The organism is Pseudomonas sp. NBRC 111139, from assembly GCF_001753955.1.
Taxonomy (GTDB): Bacteria; Pseudomonadota; Gammaproteobacteria; order Pseudomonadales; family Pseudomonadaceae; genus Aquipseudomonas; species Aquipseudomonas alloputida.
In genome coordinates this window covers 62,116-80,421 of sequence record NZ_BCBP01000018.1, presented here as the reverse complement: position 1 = coordinate 80,421, position 18,306 = coordinate 62,116, and the positions used below count along the sequence as shown (strand labels likewise).

Annotated in this window: 16 protein-coding genes; 6 read left to right on the top strand and 10 right to left on the bottom strand. The window is 63.1% G+C overall.

The features are described 5' to 3' along the window. Positions 1-7 precede the first annotated feature (7 nt). On the top strand, positions 8-868 hold the full coding sequence (locus BJQ17_RS03975) for an HlyD family secretion protein (protein WP_012053682.1): 861 nt from the start codon (positions 8-10) through the stop codon (positions 866-868). Between the two features lie 71 nt (positions 869-939). Here BJQ17_RS03975 and BJQ17_RS03970 read toward each other — a convergent pair whose 3' ends face one another. Further along, entirely contained in the window at positions 940-1,392 is a 453-nt protein-coding gene (locus tag BJQ17_RS03970) for a universal stress protein (protein WP_003251722.1), read from the bottom strand. 218 nt (positions 1,393-1,610) lie between these two features. On the opposite strand from BJQ17_RS03970, the gene BJQ17_RS03965 reads away from it, so the two are divergent. From BJQ17_RS03965 to BJQ17_RS03950, 4 genes are all read left to right on the top strand, one after another. After that, on the top strand, positions 1,611-2,516 hold the full coding sequence (locus tag BJQ17_RS03965) for a LysR family transcriptional regulator (RefSeq protein WP_003251728.1): 906 nt from the start codon (positions 1,611-1,613) through the stop codon (positions 2,514-2,516). Between the two features lie 135 nt (positions 2,517-2,651). Continuing rightward, on the top strand, positions 2,652-4,193 hold the full coding sequence (locus tag BJQ17_RS03960) for an MFS transporter (RefSeq protein ID WP_003251730.1): 1,542 nt from the start codon (positions 2,652-2,654) through the stop codon (positions 4,191-4,193). Between the two features lie 28 nt (positions 4,194-4,221). Beyond that, positions 4,222-5,283 carry an HlyD family secretion protein gene (locus BJQ17_RS03955; protein WP_003251732.1) on the top strand — a complete coding sequence of 354 codons (1,062 nt, stop codon included), beginning with the start codon at positions 4,222-4,224 and terminating at the stop codon, positions 5,281-5,283. Continuing rightward, on the top strand, positions 5,280-6,734 hold the full coding sequence (locus BJQ17_RS03950; protein ID WP_003251734.1) for an efflux transporter outer membrane subunit: 1,455 nt from the start codon (positions 5,280-5,282) through the stop codon (positions 6,732-6,734). Before BJQ17_RS03955 ends, BJQ17_RS03950 begins: the two co-directional genes overlap by 4 nt. Before the next feature lie 400 nt (positions 6,735-7,134). Here the strand turns inward: BJQ17_RS03950 and BJQ17_RS03945 are convergent, their stop codons facing one another. Next, positions 7,135-7,947, bottom strand: coding sequence for an SDR family oxidoreductase (locus tag BJQ17_RS03945; RefSeq protein WP_003251736.1), 813 nt, complete (start codon positions 7,945-7,947; stop codon positions 7,135-7,137). Positions 7,948-8,068: 121 nt separating this feature from the next. Next, positions 8,069-8,533: a hypothetical protein gene (locus BJQ17_RS03940; RefSeq protein ID WP_003251738.1), complete on the bottom strand. Its 465-nt coding sequence runs from the start codon at positions 8,531-8,533 to the stop codon at positions 8,069-8,071. Positions 8,534-8,702: 169 nt separating this feature from the next. Here BJQ17_RS03940 and BJQ17_RS03935 point away from each other — a divergent pair, with 169 nt between their 5' ends. Next, positions 8,703-9,155, top strand: a complete 453-nt coding sequence (locus BJQ17_RS03935; protein ID WP_003251740.1) for a hypothetical protein — start codon at positions 8,703-8,705, stop codon at positions 9,153-9,155. A 39-nt stretch (positions 9,156-9,194) separates the two neighbouring features. On the opposite strand, the gene BJQ17_RS03930 is transcribed toward BJQ17_RS03935, so the two are convergent. The 7 genes from BJQ17_RS03930 to algG form a co-directional block, all read right to left on the bottom strand. Further along, a complete protein-coding gene (locus BJQ17_RS03930) occupies positions 9,195-10,649 on the bottom strand; it encodes a mannose-1-phosphate guanylyltransferase/mannose-6-phosphate isomerase (protein ID WP_003251742.1) in 1,455 nt (484 codons plus the stop codon). 35 nt (positions 10,650-10,684) lie between these two features. Beyond that, a complete protein-coding gene (locus BJQ17_RS03925) occupies positions 10,685-11,332 on the bottom strand; it encodes an alginate O-acetyltransferase AlgF (protein ID WP_003251744.1) in 648 nt (215 codons plus the stop codon). A gap of 20 nt (positions 11,333-11,352) precedes the next feature. Further along, positions 11,353-12,510, bottom strand: a complete 1,158-nt coding sequence (locus tag BJQ17_RS03920) for an alginate O-acetyltransferase (protein WP_070095550.1) — start codon at positions 12,508-12,510, stop codon at positions 11,353-11,355. An 11-nt stretch (positions 12,511-12,521) separates the two neighbouring features. Beyond that, positions 12,522-13,979: an MBOAT family protein gene (locus tag BJQ17_RS03915; protein ID WP_014592311.1), complete on the bottom strand. Its 1,458-nt coding sequence runs from the start codon at positions 13,977-13,979 to the stop codon at positions 12,522-12,524. A gap of 182 nt (positions 13,980-14,161) precedes the next feature. Continuing rightward, positions 14,162-15,265 (bottom strand): mannuronate-specific alginate lyase, encoded by a 1,104-nt coding sequence (locus BJQ17_RS03910; RefSeq protein WP_054889253.1) that lies wholly within the window; start codon positions 15,263-15,265, stop codon positions 14,162-14,164. A gap of 8 nt (positions 15,266-15,273) precedes the next feature. Then, positions 15,274-16,713 (bottom strand): alginate O-acetyltransferase, encoded by a 1,440-nt coding sequence (locus tag BJQ17_RS03905; protein WP_003251752.1) that lies wholly within the window; start codon positions 16,711-16,713, stop codon positions 15,274-15,276. 13 nt (positions 16,714-16,726) lie between these two features. Next, on the bottom strand, positions 16,727-18,286 hold the full coding sequence (gene algG / locus BJQ17_RS03900; RefSeq protein WP_003251754.1) for a mannuronan 5-epimerase AlgG: 1,560 nt from the start codon (positions 18,284-18,286) through the stop codon (positions 16,727-16,729). Positions 18,287-18,306 lie beyond the last annotated feature (20 nt).

Genomic DNA, 18,306 nt, shown 5'->3' with positions numbered 1-18,306 from the left:
TCCTTCGATGAAAAAGTTCTTCAGCCTGATCGCCACCCTGCTGGTGCTGGTCGCTGCCGTGGCCATCGGTCGCCAGTTGTGGCTGCACTACATGACCACGCCATGGACCCGTGATGGCCGTGTGCGTGCCGACATCATCAACGTCGCTGCCGACGTGCCCGGCTACGTGGTGGATGTACCGGTCAAGGACAACCAGCGGGTGAAGAAGGGCGACCTGCTGATCCAGATCGACCCTGAGCACTACCAGTTGGCCGTCGACCAGGCCAAGGCACTGGTCGCCTCGCGCAAGGCCACCTGGGAAATGCGCAAGGTCAATGCCAAGCGCCGTGCCGACATGGACAACCTGGTGATCTCCAAGGAAAACCGCGACGACGCCAGCAACATCGCCAATTCCGCCCAGGCTGACTACCAGCAGGCCCTGGCCGAACTGGCTGCTGCCGAACTGAACCTCAAGCGCACCCACATCGTGGCCACGGTGGACGGCTACGTGACCAACCTGAATATCCACAAGGGCGACTATGCGCGTACCGGCGAAGCAGTGATGGCGGTGGTCGACGAGAATTCGTTCTGGGTTTACGGGTTCTTCGAGGAGACCAAGCTGCCGCATGTGAAGGTGGGGGACCAGGCCGAATTGCAGATGATGAGCGGCGAGCGCCTCAAGGGGCATGTGGAGAGCATTGCCCGCGGCATCTACGACCGTGACAACCCACAGAGCCGCGAGCTGATCGCCGACGTGAATCCGACCTTCAACTGGGTGCGGCTGGCACAGCGGGTGCCGGTGCGCATTCACATCGATGAAGTGCCGGAAGGGTTTTTGCTGGCGGCGGGGACGACCTGTACGGTGGTGGTGAAGCCGAGTTCGCCTTGAGGTATACGTCGCCAGGCCGATCGAGCGCACCCCGCGCGCTGGCCGATCCGCTTGGCGACACCTCGCGCAACTCAGGCACTCGCTGCCCCCACCAACACCGGCACTTCGACCCGATCAATCACCTTCGCGCTGATCGACGGGTCGAGCAACCGCCCCAGCCGCGACAGGTGACGGTGGCCCATGATGATCAGCTCGCAACGCAGCTCCTGCGCCTTGGCGACAATCGCTTCAACTGGCAGCCCAGCCACCATGCAGCCCTGGCTGGCGAAGCCGGCTTGCTGCAGTTCGCGCACGGCCTCGGCTACGGCGTGGTCGGCATGCTGCTGTTCCTCGCAGGCGGCGGGGTATTCTTCCCGTTCCTCGGCGGTGTAGGGCGCGGGTTGCGCGTGCACCGCGAAGGTCGAATCGATGGCCAGCAGCACGTGCAGTTCGTGCTCGCCCGGGCGGCAGTAGCGGCGGGCGAGGGCAAGCAGGGCGGCAGATGCGGGGGAGGCGTCGATGGCGATCAGGACGGGGCTGGGCATGCGGGATCCTTGATGTATTTGGGGGGGCTGGGGCGGCCTCTTCGCGTAGACCAACGCAGGCGCGGATTTACCCGCGAAAGGGCCGAACCTGCCATGCATCATTCTTGACCCAATCCTTTCCCTGAATAAATGGCCCACCACGCACAAGCGCATTGCGTCCGGTGCAATCCATCAACCTGATACCATCACATTTCCCACAGCTGTAACGGAAAACGGCCATGCAACTTCCGGACATGAACCTGCTTGTCGCCCTCGATGCCTTGCTCGACGAGGGCAGCGTGGTTGGCGCGGCGCAACGCATGAACCTGAGCCCGGCCGCCATGAGCCGGACCCTGGGGCGTATCCGCGAAGCGCTGGGTGACCCGATCCTGGTGCGGGCCGGCCGTGGCCTGGTGCCGACGCCGCGTGCGCTGGCCTTGCGCGAGCAGGTGCATGGCCTGGTGGAGCAGGCCGGGCAGGTATTTCGCAGTCGCGACGATGTCGACCTGGTGAACCTGGATCGTGCCTTCAACATCCGCACCAATGACCTGTTCATCGCCCTGTATGGCGCTCAGCTGTTGCGCATGATGCTGGCCCAGGCACCGCATACGGTGCTGCGTTTCGTGCCGGAGGGCAGCGGCGACGATGATGCGGTGCTGCGCAATGGGCAAATCGACTTGATCATCAGTTCAGCCATTGAACTGGGCCCCGAAATCAAGGTTCAGAGCCTGTTCAACACCTACTTCGTGGGCTTGGCGCGTGAAGGGCACCCGGTTTTCGATGACGAGATCACCCCTGAACGCTTCGCCGCCTACCCGCACATCAGCGTGTCACGCCGTGGCCGTGCCAATGGGCCTATCGACGTGGCACTGGCCAATTACAAGGTGGAGCGCCGGGTAGCGCTGATCACGACGAGTTTTCACTCCGCGATGTTTTCGCTGCCGGACTCGGACCTGATCTTGCCGATACCCGCCAATATCCTGAACAGTGTGAACAGGCTGAAACTGCCATTGAGGTCCTTCGAGATCCCCGTGCCACTGGAAAAGGTCAATGTCATGCAGGCATGGCACCCGCGGTTCGATAACGACCCGGCCCATCGCTGGCTGCGGCAGACGTTGAAGGCGTGCGGCAGGATGGACCCTTGAGGCGGGCGGCACGTGCGCATCTGTTGCCCGATTGCGTTTGACGCAATATAAAACTGCCAACAAGTCAGTTTTCGTAAGCATTCGACCTTTTTAGACTTGCTCCAGTCGCAAATTTGTTGCCGGAGATGTCTGCCCATGAGTTCCCTGTCCGCCCCGTCTGCCGCCATTGCCGCCGCCCCCGCGCCGGCTGCGCCCGTGCAGGCGGCGTTCGGCTTGCAGGTAGTGGTCGGGTTGTTCGGTGTATTGCTGGCTGTGCTGTGCGCCGGCCTCAACGAGTCGGTAACCAAGATTTCCCTGGCCGATATCCGCGGCGCCCTGGGCATCGGTGCCGACGAAGGTGCCTGGTTGCTGGCGGTGTACAGCGCCGCTTCGGTCTCGGCCATGGCCTTTGCGCCGTGGCTGGCGACGACCTTCTCGCTGCGCCGCTTCACCATGAGCGCTATTGGTCTGTTCGCCGTGCTTGGCCTGCTGCAACCGTTCGCCCCCAACCTGCACAGCCTGATGTTGCTGCGTGTACTGCAGGGCTTTGCCGCTGGCGCGTTGCCGCCGATGTTGATGAGCGTGGCCCTGCGCTTTTTGCCGCCAGGTATCAAGGTCTATGGCTTGGCCTGCTACGCCCTGACCGCCACCTTTGGCCCCAACCTCGGCACGCCACTGGCGGGGCTGTGGACCGAATACGTCGGTTGGCAATGGGCGTTCTGGCAGATCATCCTGCCCTCGCTGCTGGCCATGGTCTGCGTAGGCTGGGGGCTGCCGCAGGACCCGCTGCGCCTGGAGCGTTTCAAACAGTTCGACTGGCGGGGCGTACTGCTGGGCCTGCCCGCCATCAGTTGCACTGTGCTGGGCCTGTCGCTCGGCGACCGCTGGGGTTGGTTCGACTCGCCGCTGATCTGCTGGCTGCTGGGCGGTGGCCTGCTGTTGCTGGTGTTGTTCATGTACAACGAGTGGTCCGAGCCGTTGCCGTTTTTCCAGTTGCGCTTGTTGCAGCGGCGCAACTTGAGTTTCGCCTTGGTGACCCTGGCCGGTGTGCTGATCGTGCTCTCGGGTGTGGGCAGCATCCCGTCGGCCTACCTTGCGCAGATCCAGGGCTACCGCCCAGCGCAGACCAGCCCGTTGATGATGCTGGTGGCCATGCCGCAACTGATCGCCCTGCCGCTGACGGCGGCACTGTGCAACATCCGCGCAGTGGACTGCCGCTGGGTGCTGGGCATTGGCCTGGCGATGCTGGCGGTGTCCTGTGTTGGCAGCAGCCTGCTGACCAGCGAGTGGATCCGAGGCGACTTCTACCCGTTCTACCTGCTGCAGGTGTTCGGCCAGCCGATGGCAGTGCTGCCATTGCTGATGCTGTCCACCAATGGCATGACCCCGCAGGAGGGCCCGTTCGCCTCCAGCTGGTTCAACACCGTCAAGGGCCTGGCCGCCGTCATCGCCGGTGGCCTGCTGGATGTTCTTGGCACCCTGCGCCGGCATTTCCATTCCAATCACCTGGTGGACAGCCTGGGCAACGCCCCGCTGGTCGACGGCAACGCCGCTGGCCTGGCCAAGCGCATTCACGACCAGGCGCAGGTATTGACCTCGGCTGACCTCTATCTGGTGCTGGCCTGTATCGCCGTGGCCCTGATCTGCCTGATTCCTTTCGTGCCTACCCGGGTCTATCCACCGCGTGCGGTGGCTTGAGCCCTGGATGATTTCGAGAACCATTGAAATGACCAACAACCGCAAAACCCTTTTCATCGGCTCGGTGCTGGCCGTGGCCGTCCTGGCCGGCATCGTCGGCCCCTGGATGTTTGGCAGCGATCACCGCCAGAGCACCAATGACGCCTATGTGACCGCCGACTACACCGTGGTCGCGCCCAAAGTCGCCGGTTTCATCAAGCAAGTGCTGGTGGAAGACAATCAGCAGGTCACGGCTGGCCAGTTGCTGGCGACCATCGACGCGCGTGACTACCAGGCCGCGCTGGATGCTGCGCAGGCGCAGTTGCTGGTAGCCCAGGCACAAAGCGCCGATGCCCGCGCCACGCTTGAACGCCAGGACGCGCTGATTGCCCAGGCCGAAGCGGCAGTGAAGGCGGCCCAGGCTGAAGCGGCGTTCGCCGACCATGAAGTCAACCGCTACAGCCGCCTTGCCGAGCAGGGCGCGGGTACCGTGCAGAACGCCCAGCAGGCGCGCAGCGCGGTCGATCAAGCCCGTGCTCGCCTGGCCAACGCTCAAGCTGCGCGGGTGGCGGCGCGCAAGCAGGTAGACATCCTCACGGCTCAAGTGGCCAGCGCCGATGGCCAGCTCAAGCGTGCCGAAGCAGGCCTGGAAAAGGCCCAGCTCGATCTGTCCTACACCCGCATCACAGCGCCGGTGGACGGTATGGTCGGCGAACGCGCCCTGCGCGTGGGGGCCTACGTCAACCCGGGCGCTCGCCTGCTGTCGGTGGTGCCGTTGCAGCAGGCCTATGTGGTCGGCAACTTCCAGGAAACCCAGCTGACCCACGTACAGCCGGGCCAGCCGGTGCGCATCAGCGTCGACACCTTCTCCGGCGAAACCCTGCAAGGCCATGTGCAAAGCATTGCCCCGGCTACCGGCGTAACCTTCGCCGCAGTCAAGCCAGACAACGCCACCGGCAACTTCACCAAGGTGGTGCAGCGCATTCCGGTCAAGATCGTTCTCGATGATGGCCAGCCACTGCTCACCCGCCTGCGTGTGGGCATGTCGGTCGAAGCCACCATCGACACGCGTGGCGACAAGCTGGACGGCAAAGAGGTAAGCGCGCGATGAAACCGGGATTACGCTTGAGCCCTTTGCTGCTGGCTGTGCTGCTGACCGGTTGCACCCTGGGCCCGGATTTCCTGCGCCCAGATAGCCAGGCCCCGCAGCAGTGGGCGCCGCTGCAAGGCGAGGCAGCGGCCAGCCAGCCGCAGGCCGAACCGCTTGAACTGCGCTGGTGGGAAACGTTCCACGATGCCCGCCTGAGCGCTTTGATCCAGCGCGTTGCCGAACGCAACCTCGACCTGCAGATGGCCAGCGCGCGACTGCTGCAAAGCCGTGCCCTGCGCAGTACCTTGGCTGCCGACGAAGTACCGTCGGTGGACGTGAACGCCGGTTACAGCCGCGCTCGTAACAGCGCCGATGGCTTGAGCGATCCGTCCGGCAAAGCCGGGAAAGAAGCCTTCAACCTTTGGCAGGGCGACCTGGTGGCTGGTTGGGAACTGGACCTGTGGGGCCGTGTGCGGCGTCAGGTCGAGGCTGCCGATGCCACGGTCGAAGTGGCCGAGAATGACCGCCGCGGTGTGCTGTTGGCACTGCTTTCGGAAACCGCCGGCAATTACATCCAGCTGCGTGCCGTGCAGCACACCCTCGATGTGACGCAGGATAACCTCAGGGTCGCCCGGCACAGCCTGAAGCTGTCCCAGGACCGCCAGGCCGAAGGCGTTGCCACGCGCCTGGATGTGGCCCAGGCCAGCGCCCAGGTCGCTTCTATCGAAGCGCGCCTGCCAAGCCTGGAAGCACGGCGTGATGACCTGATCAATGCCCTCAGCCTGCTCGCTGCCGAGCCGCCGCGCAGCCTCCAGGCCGAATTGCTGCCAGGCGGCGAGCTGCCTGCGCCGCAGCAGAAGTTTGCCATCGGCTTGCCGTCCGAACTGGCCGAGCGCCGCCCGGACATCCGCCAGGCCGAGGCCCGCCTGCATGCCGCTACTGCCAGCATTGGCGTGGCCAAGGCGGATTTCTACCCGAGTATCCGCCTGTCGGGCAGTGTCGGCTTCCAGGCGATGCAGCTGTCGGATTTTGGTGGCTGGGATTCGCGCCGGTTCGCCTTCGGTCCACAGATGTCGCTGCCAATTTTCGAGGGCGGCCGGCTCAAGGGCACCTTGGAGCTGCGCGAGGCGCAACAGCAGGAAGCCGCGCTGAACTATCGCAAGGTGGTGCTGGGGGCCTGGCATGAAATTGACGATGTGCTACGCCTGTACAACGCCAGTCAGTTGCGCCGTGATCACCTTGCCGAGGCCGTGCGGCAAAACCGTATCGCCCTGGAAACCGCCCAGCGCCAGTATGTGGAAGGGGCGGTGGACTTTCTCAATGTGCTGACGGTACAAGGCGCGCTGCTGGCCAGCGAGGAGCAATGGATCGACAGCTCGGCGGCGGTGTCGCAGGCGCTGGTGGGGCTGTACAAGGCGCTGGGCGGTGGCTGGCAGGCGTTTGACGAGCAGCTGCCGAATGCTCACAGCTAGGGAGGACGCGCAGCATCTGGAGGGTGGGGTACCGCGGTCCATGGCATGATGCTTTACAGCCTGTACTGGCCTCTTCGCGGGTGAACCCGCTCCTACACGGCGGTCTGTGTCCAACCACCGATGTGTGTCCACCACCGATCTGTGTAGGAGCGGGTTTACCCGCGAATACGGTGGCGGCAGCAACGGTGAACGGCGGGTGGAGATTGGCCAGCAGGGCCGGCCTCTTCGCGGGTGAACCCGCTCCTACACGGCGGTCTGTGTCCAACCACCGATGTGTGTCCACCACCAATCTGTGTAGGAGCGGGTTTACCCGCGAATACGGTAGCAGCGTCAACGGTGAACGGCGGGTGAAAATTGGCCTGCAGGCCCGGCCCTTTCGCGGGTACAGGCAGGCGATCACTCAGAGCGGGCGCAGCAGGCCAAAGCGCTTGCGCAGCGCCCAGTCCAGCAACCGCCGCGGCAGCAACCGTGCCATCAGCGGCAAGGCTGTACTGCCATTCCCCAAACGTACCACTGCGGGCGCCGGCGACTTGCCGACTGCTGCCAGCACGCCTTGGGCAAATACCGCCGCCGACGTTGGCTTGTCCTGCGATGCCCGCGCCCGCGCCTGCACATGCTCACGCAAAGGCCACCACGCCGAGTCGACCGCCAGCACCTGCTCAGCCTGGCGCTGGGCATTGCTGGCGAACTGCGAGGCAATTGCACCCGGCTGTACTTCCATCACCTGCACACCGAACGGCGCCAACTCCAGGCGCAAGGCATCGCTCAGGGCATGCACAGCCGCCTTCGAGGCGCAGTACGCGCCGGCGAATGGCGTGACCAGCACGCCCGATACACTGCCGATATTCACCACCAGACCGCGTGAGCGGCGTAGCAGCGGGAACAGCGCCCGGGTAACGCCGACCACGGCGAAGACGTTGGTTTCGAACTGCTGGCGCAGGGCGTCGACGCCACCATCGAGCAGTGGGCCCATGGCACCGTAACCCGCGTTGTTGATCAGGATATCGAGGGTTTGCAGTTCCTCTGCCAGGCGGGCCAGTGCCTCGCCGTCGTTTACATCCAGCTGCCGGGCCGTGTAGCCGGCGGCACTCAGTTGCTCGACATCCTCAGGCTTGCGGGCGGTGGCCCAGACATGGTGGCCCGCATCGCGGAAGGCGTCGGCCAGGGCGCGGCCGATGCCGCTGGAACAACCGGTGATCAGGACGGTGGGCATGGTAGGGGCCTGTTGTCATGGAGGATTGGTTGTTGCCTGTGCCGGCCTCTTTGCGGGTCAACCCGCCCCTACACCCTGCAGGAGCGGGTTGACCCGCAAAGAAGCCGGCATAGGCAACACATCAATTGGCAAATGTACCTTGCAGGTGCTCTACCCGGAATTCCAGGGTCTGCGGCCGATAGCCGGAACGCAGCGGCGGCAATGGCAGGCAGTCTTGCCACTCGGCCCCCGGCTGCAATTCACCTGGCCCTCGGTATCGCGGTGCATTGTAGGTGTTCTCGGCCAGGTTCACGGTATCGCCCGGTGCGTACGCTGCCACGCGCCAGCGCAGTTCGGTCAGCGGCACGTCGTTGCCGTTCTTCATGCGTACCTGCAGGGCACGGTCGGCGGGACAGTGTTCGGGGGCGTAGGTCAGGCGCAGGTCCAGGCGTGCCAGTCGACTGCTTTCGCGGCTGTCTTGCCAGACCACGAACAAGGCCACCAGACCCAGGCCAAACACGGCCGCCAGGGAGATGGGAAGAGCCTTGGCTGGGTAACGCAACAACAACACCAGCCAGGTGAGGATCAGCAGGGCACCGATCAGCATCGCGTAATCGCCTCATTCGCGCGCAGGGATGGCTACAGCCTATCTAAAACCCAGCGGTCAGGTAACCGGTGAGCAACTATGCCAGAGGCCAGACCTGGCAATACTGCGAGTAGTGGAAAGGGTACATCCATTCTAGATTCCGCCATGCCTAATCAAAAGGAGCATGGCCATGAGTGACACATCGGTTGAGCAAAAACCTGTACAAGAAATGAAAAAAGCGCCTGCCAAGGGCACTGTTACGGCTGTCATCAGCCTTGCGGGTCAAAGAGAGGATTTCGTTTCGCAGGGCGTGGATTTCGGGACCACTGAACAAAACGCGTGGTTGTATGCGTACAAGGGGCAGGCCGATGATGCGGACGTCTACATTGACTTCGACCTGCAGTTACAGGCGGGCGTGCGGGATGTCGTTATCGGGGGGGAGGCGAACCGGGCGCTTGTTCACAAGCGCGGCACAACCTATGGCGGCTATGCGAAATCCGGGCGTATCCGGAAACTCGAAATGACTGCCACAAGCATCAGGGCTGAATCCTTCGAATTTGAAGGGGAGGATGATTTGCAGCGACCTTTCAAGGTGGTGGGTGGCCCATTCGACATCTACGTCATAGCCCCGAGCGTTGAATGAGCAGGCTCGCCCCTGGTCAGCCCAGGGGCGAGTCAGCATTTACTGCGCGATGGTCTTCACCGAAACGCCGCGCTCGATGGGGGTGGACGTGCGCCCATACACATCCTCGAAGCGCTCGATGTCATCCTCGCCCAGGTAGCTGCCGGACTGCACTTCGATGATCTCCAGCGGGATCTTGCCCGGGTTGCGCAAACGGTGCACCGAAGCGATGGGGATATAGGTCGACTGGTTTTCGGTCAGCAGGAACACGTTCTCGTCGCAGGTCACCTCGGCGGTACCGGATACCACGATCCAGTGCTCGGCGCGGTGATGGTGCATCTGCAGCGACAGGCTGGCGCCCGGCTTGACGGTGATGTGCTTGACCTGGAAGCGGCCGCCCATGTCCACCGAGTCGTACGAGCCCCACGGGCGATACACTTCCAGGTGGTTCTGGGTTTCCGTGCGGCCCTGTTCGTCGAGGGTCTTAACCATCTGCTTGACGCCCTGGACCTTGTCCTTGTGGGCAATCATCATGGCATCCTTGGTCTCGACCACCACGATGTTCTCCAGGCCGATCACCGACACCAGTTTGCCGTTGCCGTGGATCATGCAGTTGCGGCTGTCTTGAACCACCACGTCGCCCTTGGTGACGTTGCCGTTGTCGTCTTTCTCGTGCACTTCCCACAGCGACGACCAGCAGCCTACATCGCTCCAGCCGGCCGACATCGGCACCACGCAGGCACGCTGGGTTTTCTCCATCACCGCATAGTCAATGGAGTTGTCCGGGCAGCAGGCGAAGGTGGCTTCGTCGATGCTCAGCACATCGCCGTCTTCCTGGCTGCGCTCCAGGGCCAGTACGCAGGTATCGTAGATGTCGCCGTCGTGCTTTTTCAGCTCTTCGAGGAAGCGGCTGGCGCGGAACAGGAACATACCGCTGTTCCAGAAGTAACCACCGGCCTGGACGAACTCGGCCGCGCGTTTTTCGTCGGGCTTCTCGACGAACTGCGCAACCCGCGCCACGCCTTCGGGCAGCAGCGCATCCTGGCTGGAACGGATGTAGCCGTAGCCGGTTTCCGGCTTGGTCGCCGGCACGCCGAACAGCACCATCTCGCCACGCTCGGCGGCCACGGTGGCCAAGGCCAAGGCACGTTGCAGGGCTTTCTGGTCATCGATCACATGATCGGCAGGCAGCACCAGCATCAGCTCGTCGCGGCCTTCGTTGACCAGCTTCATGGCAGCCATGGCCACGGCCGGCGCGGTGTTGCGGCCGAACGGTTCCATGAGGATGCCTTGGGTTTCCAGCTTCAGTGCGGCCAGTTGCTCCTGGACGATGAACTTGTGGTCCTTGTTACAGACCACGATCGGGGTGTCCATGCCCTCGAATACAAGGCGCTCGATGGTTTGCTGGAACAGCGTGTGCTCACCGGTCAGGGCCAGGAACTGTTTGGGGAACTGCTTGCGCGACAGAGGCCACAGACGGGAACCGCTACCACCAGAAAGAATTACCGGGATCATCATGTTTCTCCAATAGTCGTTGAGAGGCAGGGGAATCAGTTGCTAGCCACGGGGCGAGTTACCCACACCGGCGACAAGGCGTTGCCGGAACCCGTTACGTACAGCACTGCGGCTTCGCCGCGCTCCAGGGCGACGGGTTTCACGTCACCCACTTTCTTGTCTCCTTGGTACAGCGCCAGGTTGACCTTGACCGGGTTGATTTCGCGTTCGCCACGGCCGTTGGCGGCCACCGGCTTGACCACTTCGGTCTTGCCGTCGGCGGTTTTCAGGGTCAGTTGCTGGTCGCTCAGGTTCTGCACGCGCACCAGGGCTTTCTGCTTGTTCTTGAACGGTGGTTCTTCGATCAGCTTCGGGCTGCCGCTGTTGCTGTTGACCAGGGTGTAGTACTTGTCCGAGGCCAGCTTGACCGGCACGCTCTTGCCGCCGACCTGGGCGGTGTAGTCGCCGCCTGGCAGGAAGCTGAAATCGCTGCTGGCCTGTGCGCCAACCTGTTTGATCTGGGTGTTGCCGACCGACGCGGCGGCGGGTGCGCTGGTCGCGTTGTACAGGCGTACGAAGGTCGAGCCTTTCGGCGCACTTGGGCCATACAGTGCGGCGTCGGCACCGGCGAAGGCCTGCATCGAAGCAAGGGAAAGGCCGGCCGCGAGGGTGAGGGCTTTGGCAATGGAAGTCTTGGTAGTCATGTGCGTTTCCTCTCTATCAGTCAGTGGTCTGTCCGGGTGGACGACAAGGCCAGGTTTTCTTCGGATTTACGGGCGTTTTTCAGCTGCGCGATCCACTGCGGATCGAAGCTGCTGAGGTCGTTTTTCATTGGCAGATAACGTTCTGGGAATTCCCACACCACCACTTGTGGTGCGGCGTTTTTAAAGGCATCGCTTTGCAGGTACTTGAGCATCGGCAGTAGCGGGCCATGGCCGTCTTCGGCGTAGTTGGCGACGTCACTGCGCAGGGCCTGCTGCAGCGCGCCGAGGAAGTTCCAGTGCGGGTTGGCGCTGTAGCTGGTGCCTACCAGTGCAACCGGGATCTGCTTGTCGGCGAACAACGCGTCGCCGGCGTCACCCTCGGCATCGACCGGCCGGGTGGTGCGTTTCTGCAGGTTGTCCGGGGCCGGCAGCAGGTTGCTGAACAAGGGGTCCAGTGGCAGGAAGTTGGTCAGGTCGCCCTTGTAGGGGGCGGTGTTGCCCGCTTCGGTGATGAAGGCTTGTGGGTCGCCATTGAGCAGGCTCTGGCGGCTGACCGCTTCGGCCAGCGCCTGCGCCGCCACTTCGGCCCCCATAGGCGTCCAGTGGGTATCGGTACGCAGGAATACCTGGCCGCGGGCCTTGGCCTGCTCCATCGGTGCCATCAGGTCCGGTGCAAACACGTTGGCCTGGCGTGCCTGGGCATGGAACTGGTTGTACAGGTCGTCATGCAGGCTGGCAGGCCGCTCTTTACCCAGGTACTCGGCGTAGACCCGTGCCTTGGCCGGCACGATCGCCATTACCAGCTGGCTACCGTGTTGCTGCAGGGTGTCGCGTACGCCACGGATCAGTGCCAGGTTTTCCTGCATCAATTGCTCGGCACCGGCGGTGGGCTTGAATTCTTCGTCGCTGAACAACCACTGGTCGCGGCCCAGTACCACACCAGGGCGGCCTTCGTTGAACAGCTTGAAGTCCATGGCCGCCCACAGGTTGGTGCCCAGGCGCTTGATCGGGAACTCGGCGTCGTAGTGGGTCTCGGCGGCCTTGGCCAGCTTGCCGTTGAGCAGGGTCATCTGCTCGGTGCGCTGGAAACTCTGCAGGCCACCGGTGGACCAGGCGCCCATGCCGACCAGCAGGCCGAGGAACGACAGGGAATAGGTGATGCGTAATGTCCGGGTCATGGTCATCAACCTCAGAACTGGAAGTAAAGGAACGGCGAGTAGCTTTGCGCCGAAAGCTTGAGGATCGAGGCGACGAACAGCAGCAGGATCAGTGCGCGGGTCATCACCCGGGTCCAGTCCAGGCCGATCGAGCCGTCAGCGTTGACCTGCACCGGGGTCGCCTTGGGCGTCGGCCTGGCATTGCGGTAGAAGTCGCGCAAGCCGAAGAACGCCAGGGTGAGGTAGGCGATAACCAGGGTGGCCACCTGCAGACCGGTGAGCTGGGCGCGGTTGAGCTCCGACAGCTGCCAGTCGCCGAAGCTGAACATGGCGCCGTACATACGGGCGGCCACCTGCAGGTTTTCGGCGCGGAAGATCACCCAGCCGACTACCACCAGCAGGAAGGTGAAGGCCCACTTCACCGGGTTGAAACGCTGCGGGTTGGTGTCGAGGCCCAGCGCGCGCTCGATGGCCAGCCACATGCCGTGCCAGGCGCCCCAGATGATGTAGGTGAAGTTTGCACCGTGCCACAGGCCGCCCAGCAGCATGGTCAGGAACAGGTTGCGGTAGGTATTGAAGGTGCCTTTACGGTTACCGCCCAAGGTGATGTACAGGTAGTCGCGCAGCCAGGTCGACAGGCTGATATGCCAGCGCCGCCAGAACTCGGTGATCGACTGGCTGATATAGGGCTGCTTGAAGTTTTCCATGAAGCGGAAGCCCATCATCAGGCCCAGGCCGATGGCCATGTCGCTGTAGCCGCTGAAGTCGAAGTACAGCTGTGCGGTGTAGGCCAGGGCGCCGAGCCAGGCATCGCCCGTGGTGGGGTTTTGCAGGGCGAAGCAGTGGTCGGCGACCACGGCCAGGGTGTCGGCGATGAACACTTTCTTGATGAAGCCCTGCATGAAGCGGGTGCAGCCTTCGGAGAACTTGTCCAGCGTGTGGGTGCGGTTGTTGAACTGGTCGACCAGGTCCTTGAAGCGCAGCACAGGGCCTGCGATCAGGTGCGGGAAAATCGCCACGAACGCTGCGAAGTCGATCAGGTTGCGGGTAGCTGGGGTGTCACCGCGGTATACGTCGATGATGTAGCTGATCGACTCGAAGATGTAGAACGAGATACCGATCGGCAGCAGCACGTGGGTCAGAATGAATGGTTCCAGGCCAAACGACGTCATGATCGCGTTCAGGCTGTCGACGCCGAAGTTGGCGTACTTGAAGTAGCCGAGGATCGCCAGGTCGACACCCACGCCGAGCAGCAGCCAGCGCTGCGCCGGCTTGGTGCGCACACCGGCGGCACCGACTTTCAGGCCGATCCAGTAGTTCCACAGGGTGACGCCGGCGAACAGTGCCAGGAAGTCCACCCGCCACCAGGCGTAGAAGATGTAGCTGGCGACCAGCAGCAGCAGGTTGCGATAACGTTGCCCGCTCAAGTAGTACAGGCCGAGGAAGATCGGCAAGAACAGGAACAGGAACACGTTGGACGAGAAGACCATCCCGGTTCTCCTAATTTGTTCACAGCATCCAGGGCAAAGCGCCCCCCAAACCCCCCACGAAATGGTGGGAGATACCTAGTCCCCCGTAGGAGCGGGTTTACCCGCGAATGAGGCCGGCACAAGGCACCGCAGATGGCAGGCCCGGCCTCTTCGCGGGTAAACCCGCGCCTACAGGGATGGTGTTACTTTTTACGCTCTGCACTCGGGTCATAGACCCGGGTCACATCGCCCCCCAGCCGGAAGCTGTTGAACGGCTGCATGTCGTGCTTGCGCTCAAGCGTGTCGCCGACGCAGTGGTACAGCGCACACCAGGGCTCGAGCCAGGAGTACTTGCTGTCGACCTTGAGGTCGGTCATGTCCTGTTTCTTGCCCGCGCGCGCCTTGAAGTGGCTGGGATCGCGGGCGCCGGCCAGCACGCCTTCACCCAGGCGCTGCAAGGCGAAGTTGTTCTCGGCGCGCAGGTCGACGCCATTGGCCTGGGCGAAGCTGGCAATCATCGCCAGCGGCGGCAAGGCGTAGTTGTGATAGGCCAGCGCGCGCTGCTTGCGCTTGATTTCGTTGGGCAGGAAGCCTTGGTCATCCACCTGGTTGGCGCCCACCTTGTATTCCTTCACGGCCCAGTCGAACAGGTCGCGACGGTCGGTGGCGACGGCGGTAGCCATGACCGACCAGGCCGCCCAGTAGCTGTGGTTGTTGATCTTTTCCAGCGGCAGGTCGCTCCAGTCACGCACAGTCTGCTCGGCCAGGCGGTTGAGCCATTTTTCGATCAGGTCGGCCTCGGCCTGGTGTGCCGCCAGCGGCTGCGAGTTGGAGAATTTCAGCCGCAACCATGAACCGCTCATGCTGCCCAGCGCCCATTTGCGCATCGACTTGCCGGTATGGTTGTAGTCGGTGGACAGCAATGCACCGGCGCGTGCCCAGGTACCCAGCCAGGTCAGGGTGCAGTCGAGTTGCGCCGGGCGGCCGTCGCGCATGTACTGGCCGACCATCTTGCTCACGCCTTTTTCAAGCGTGGTGATGTCTTCGGTCGACTTACGGAAGGCCTTTTCCGAGGCAGCGTTGAGCGTTGCCCGTGCCTTGTCCGAGCCTTCGTACTTGCTGCGAAACTGCAGCGGGCCGGTGTATGGCTTGGGCGCCGCTTCGCAGCGGAAGTTACCCTCACCGGTCTTGAGCTTTTCGATCCCCTGGTAGTAACCCTGCGGCGGTACCAGCGCGGCGTGCGCGGCACCGCCAAACAAGGCCAACGCGAGCAGGGCGGGGCTGGAAATTCGCTTGAAAATGGTCATGGGTCGCCTCACTGGCCAGCCTGCGCGGTCTGCGCAGGCACGGCGAAGTTGTTGCGTTTGCAGAGCTTGGCTTCGACCTTCTGGGTGCCGCTTTCCGGCCCTTGTACCTCGAACGCCAGCAGGCTCTGGCTGGCCCAGTCCTCGTCTTCGCGCATCTGGAAGACGAAGCGGCCGTCGGTGTCGGAGGTTTCCGGTTTTTCCAGCTTGATGTCCTCATGGCGGCCGTTGAGGTACCAGAGGGTGGCCTGCAACACCTTCACCGAGGGGTCTTCGAACTTGACGTCCATCTGCAGGTTGCGGTTGATCAGGTCTTTGATCACGCCGCCCTTGCCGTTGACCATCAGCTCGTTCTTGCCAGGCTTGAGGGTGGCGCTGGCGCTCATCAGGGCTGGGCGGTCATCGCAGCCGTCATCGAGCAGGCCAAGGATTTGCCGCCAGATGGTTTCCTGGTCCAGGCGGTACAGCGGGGAGAATTCCCAGATCAGGATCTTCGGCGGGTTCTTCTGGAATTCCTCGCTGCCCAGGTACTGGATCATCGACCCTTCCAGGCCGCCGCCTGGGAAGGCGACGTTGAGCACGTCGGCGCCGATGTATTGCTCGAGGAAGCCCGAGAAGTTGTAGTTTTTGCCGCTGTGGCTGGTACCGACCAGGGTGATCTGCGCATTGCCGCTGTCACCGAACAGGTCGTCGCCACCGCTCGAGCCTTTCGGCTCGGTGGCGAACTGGTCCATGTACTGGACGGCGTAGCTGGTGCCGCACAGTTGGCCGGCAACGTTGTGCAGGGTGCCGGTCTTGCCCATGCGCCCGGATTTCTTCGTCTCGAATGCCTTGCGCGGGATGCCTTCGAAGGCCGGCATCTTGTGCACGGTGTCGGCCACGATCTTCGCCGCGCGCTCGGCACCGTACGGCGTCCAGTGCTGGTCGCCACGGAAGTAGAAGTCCTTGCCCTGGTCAGCGGCGGCCAGTTGCTCGTTGGTCAGCGGTGACAGGTCGGGCACGTTGTAGCCCATGCTGGCGAAGCGCTTGAGCATGGCCTGGTAGTTGCCCAGGGCCTTCTGGTAGTCGAACGCGGCTTTTTCGGCCGGGTTGAGCATGTTGCGGTTCACCAGGCCGCGGGTCGGCTGGTACACCACCACCAGTTCCACGCCACGTTTCTTGAACGCGTCGTGCACTTGCTGCAGGCGTTTGTAGCCGGCCGGGGTGGTGTTGAACTCGGTGCGCAGGTCTTCACGGGTGCGGAACAGCCAGTCGCCCTGGGCCTGCACCAGCGTGGTGAAGTTTTGCTGATAGCGGGTGGTGTAGCGGCTGGCATCGTGCGCTTCAGGGCACAACTGGCAGCAGGGCTCGGCGTTGAAGGTCGGGGCCTTGACGTCTTCGGCGCGCACGCCCTGGCTGATTGCCAGAAGGGCGGCGGACAGGCCCAGCAGTTTCATCAGGTGTGGAGTCATGGTCTGGGCTTCCTTAATCGATCATTTCGGTCTGGCGTTCGACCGGGTCGATCAGCACAGCCTTCTGCTGGCGTACCAGCAGGTCGAGGATTTCGTCCTGGCGCTCGCCCAGCACGCCATTGAGGCTGATGCCGCTGGCCTTGCGTGGGGCGAGCATGGACACCTTGTACAGCTCGACCGACAGCGGCGAGTCGATCGACAGCGGGCCGGAGCCGTTGGCCGACAGCTCGCCACCCACCACGATCAGCGACACCTTGGTGTCGAACGGGTCGAGGGCGATGTCGCGGTCGGTGTCGGACAGGTCCTTGATGTGGCCGTATACGCCGACCAGGCCGTTGGCCATGGCGACGTTTTCGTACAGGCGGATGTTCACGCTGTTACGCACGCGGATGCCGTGGCGGCGGTTGTTGACCAGCTTGTTGCCCCAGATCAGGTTGTCGCCGCTTTCGTACAGGGTGATGCCGTCGGTGTGGTTGCGGTAGATCTCGTTGTAGGCCACCAGGTTGTTGACGCTGTTACGGTCGATCACCACGCCCGAGAGCTTGTTGTCGTAGCTCTTGTTGTTGATGATCCAGCTGTCGTTGACCTCACGCGAAACGATGATGCCGTGCTTCTTCTTGGTGCCGTACACCGTGTTGCCGGCGATGATCAGGCGATGCGAACGGTCGTGCGGGTCGATGCCGTAGACGATGTTGTCGCGGTAGGTGCTGTCCTTGATCACGAAGTCCTGGGTTTCGTAGCAGTAGAAGCCGTACCACATGTCGCTGAACTCCGAACCGATGATCCAGCCGGTGGGCTCCGGGCGGCCCATGCGCTTGGCCATGTTCGGCGTGTACTGCGAGATGCTCACGCCATACGACTTGGACTTGGCGTAGCCGAAGCTGGCCATCTTCGTATTGACGATATAGGTCTCGGTACCGCCCCACGACAGCAGGAACGGGCGGAATTCCTTGGGCGAGCGGAAGGTCGCCGGGCCGTTGTCCTTTTCCCGCCAGCCGGTCACCTGGGTATCGGTTACGAACAGCTTGCCGTCATTGACCAGAAATGCGCCGCCCTCCTGGGACAGGCGCAGCTGTTTGACCTTGCCGTCGATCTCGAGGATGCCCTTTTGCCCGACCACGATCGGCAGGCGGGCCAGGTAAACCCCAGGCTCGACTTCGCTGAAGTACTGTTTGGGTACCTTCTTGCTCAACTCGGTCAGGTCGACATGGCCGTCATCGACGAAGATCGCCTGCGGGATGCCGTGCTGGCGCTGCACCCACTCGGCGGCCTTGTTGTCGCCGCCGACGAACTCCTTGAGGGTGTCCTCCTGGAACATACGGCGCAGGCTGACCTTGCCCTTGTGGCGGCGGTCGATTTTCTTCTGCACCGCCTCGGCCGTGAAACCGGTCAGGTCGGGCAGCTTTGGCGGGTCCATCTGCAGCGGCTCGATCGGTGCGCTGGCCACCGTATAGGTCTTGGCCTGCTGCAGCTCCTTGGCGATCACCTGGGGCTCTGCGGCAGTGGCCAGGCCGCTTGCCAGCAGCAAGGCACTGGCCAACAGGCTGTGGCGTAAGTGCGGGTGAAGGTTCATCACGGTCAGTCCCCTACCAG

Coding starts and splice junctions, on each gene's coding strand:
- BJQ17_RS03955 (WP_003251732.1), top strand. CDS start 4,222: ATGACCAACAACCGCAAAACCCTTTTCATCGGCTCGGTGCTGGCCGTG.
- BJQ17_RS03945 (WP_003251736.1), bottom strand. CDS start 7,947: ATGCCCACCGTCCTGATCACCGGTTGTTCCAGCGGCATCGGCCGCGCC.
- BJQ17_RS03925 (WP_003251744.1), bottom strand. CDS start 11,332: ATGACTACCAAGACTTCCATTGCCAAAGCCCTCACCCTCGCGGCCGGC.
- BJQ17_RS03935 (WP_003251740.1), top strand. CDS start 8,703: ATGAGTGACACATCGGTTGAGCAAAAACCTGTACAAGAAATGAAAAAA.
- BJQ17_RS03940 (WP_003251738.1), bottom strand. CDS start 8,533: ATGCTGATCGGTGCCCTGCTGATCCTCACCTGGCTGGTGTTGTTGTTG.
- BJQ17_RS03905 (WP_003251752.1), bottom strand. CDS start 16,713: ATGACTCCACACCTGATGAAACTGCTGGGCCTGTCCGCCGCCCTTCTG.
- algG (WP_003251754.1), bottom strand. CDS start 18,286: ATGAACCTTCACCCGCACTTACGCCACAGCCTGTTGGCCAGTGCCTTG.
- BJQ17_RS03975 (WP_012053682.1), top strand. CDS start 8: ATGAAAAAGTTCTTCAGCCTGATCGCCACCCTGCTGGTGCTGGTCGCT.
- BJQ17_RS03920 (WP_070095550.1), bottom strand. CDS start 12,510: ATGACCCGGACATTACGCATCACCTATTCCCTGTCGTTCCTCGGCCTG.
- BJQ17_RS03965 (WP_003251728.1), top strand. CDS start 1,611: ATGCAACTTCCGGACATGAACCTGCTTGTCGCCCTCGATGCCTTGCTC.
- BJQ17_RS03970 (WP_003251722.1), bottom strand. CDS start 1,392: ATGCCCAGCCCCGTCCTGATCGCCATCGACGCCTCCCCCGCATCTGCC.
- BJQ17_RS03930 (WP_003251742.1), bottom strand. CDS start 10,649: ATGATCCCGGTAATTCTTTCTGGTGGTAGCGGTTCCCGTCTGTGGCCT.
- BJQ17_RS03960 (WP_003251730.1), top strand. CDS start 2,652: ATGAGTTCCCTGTCCGCCCCGTCTGCCGCCATTGCCGCCGCCCCCGCG.
- BJQ17_RS03950 (WP_003251734.1), top strand. CDS start 5,280: ATGAAACCGGGATTACGCTTGAGCCCTTTGCTGCTGGCTGTGCTGCTG.
- BJQ17_RS03915 (WP_014592311.1), bottom strand. CDS start 13,979: ATGGTCTTCTCGTCCAACGTGTTCCTGTTCCTGTTCTTGCCGATCTTC.
- BJQ17_RS03910 (WP_054889253.1), bottom strand. CDS start 15,265: ATGACCATTTTCAAGCGAATTTCCAGCCCCGCCCTGCTCGCGTTGGCC.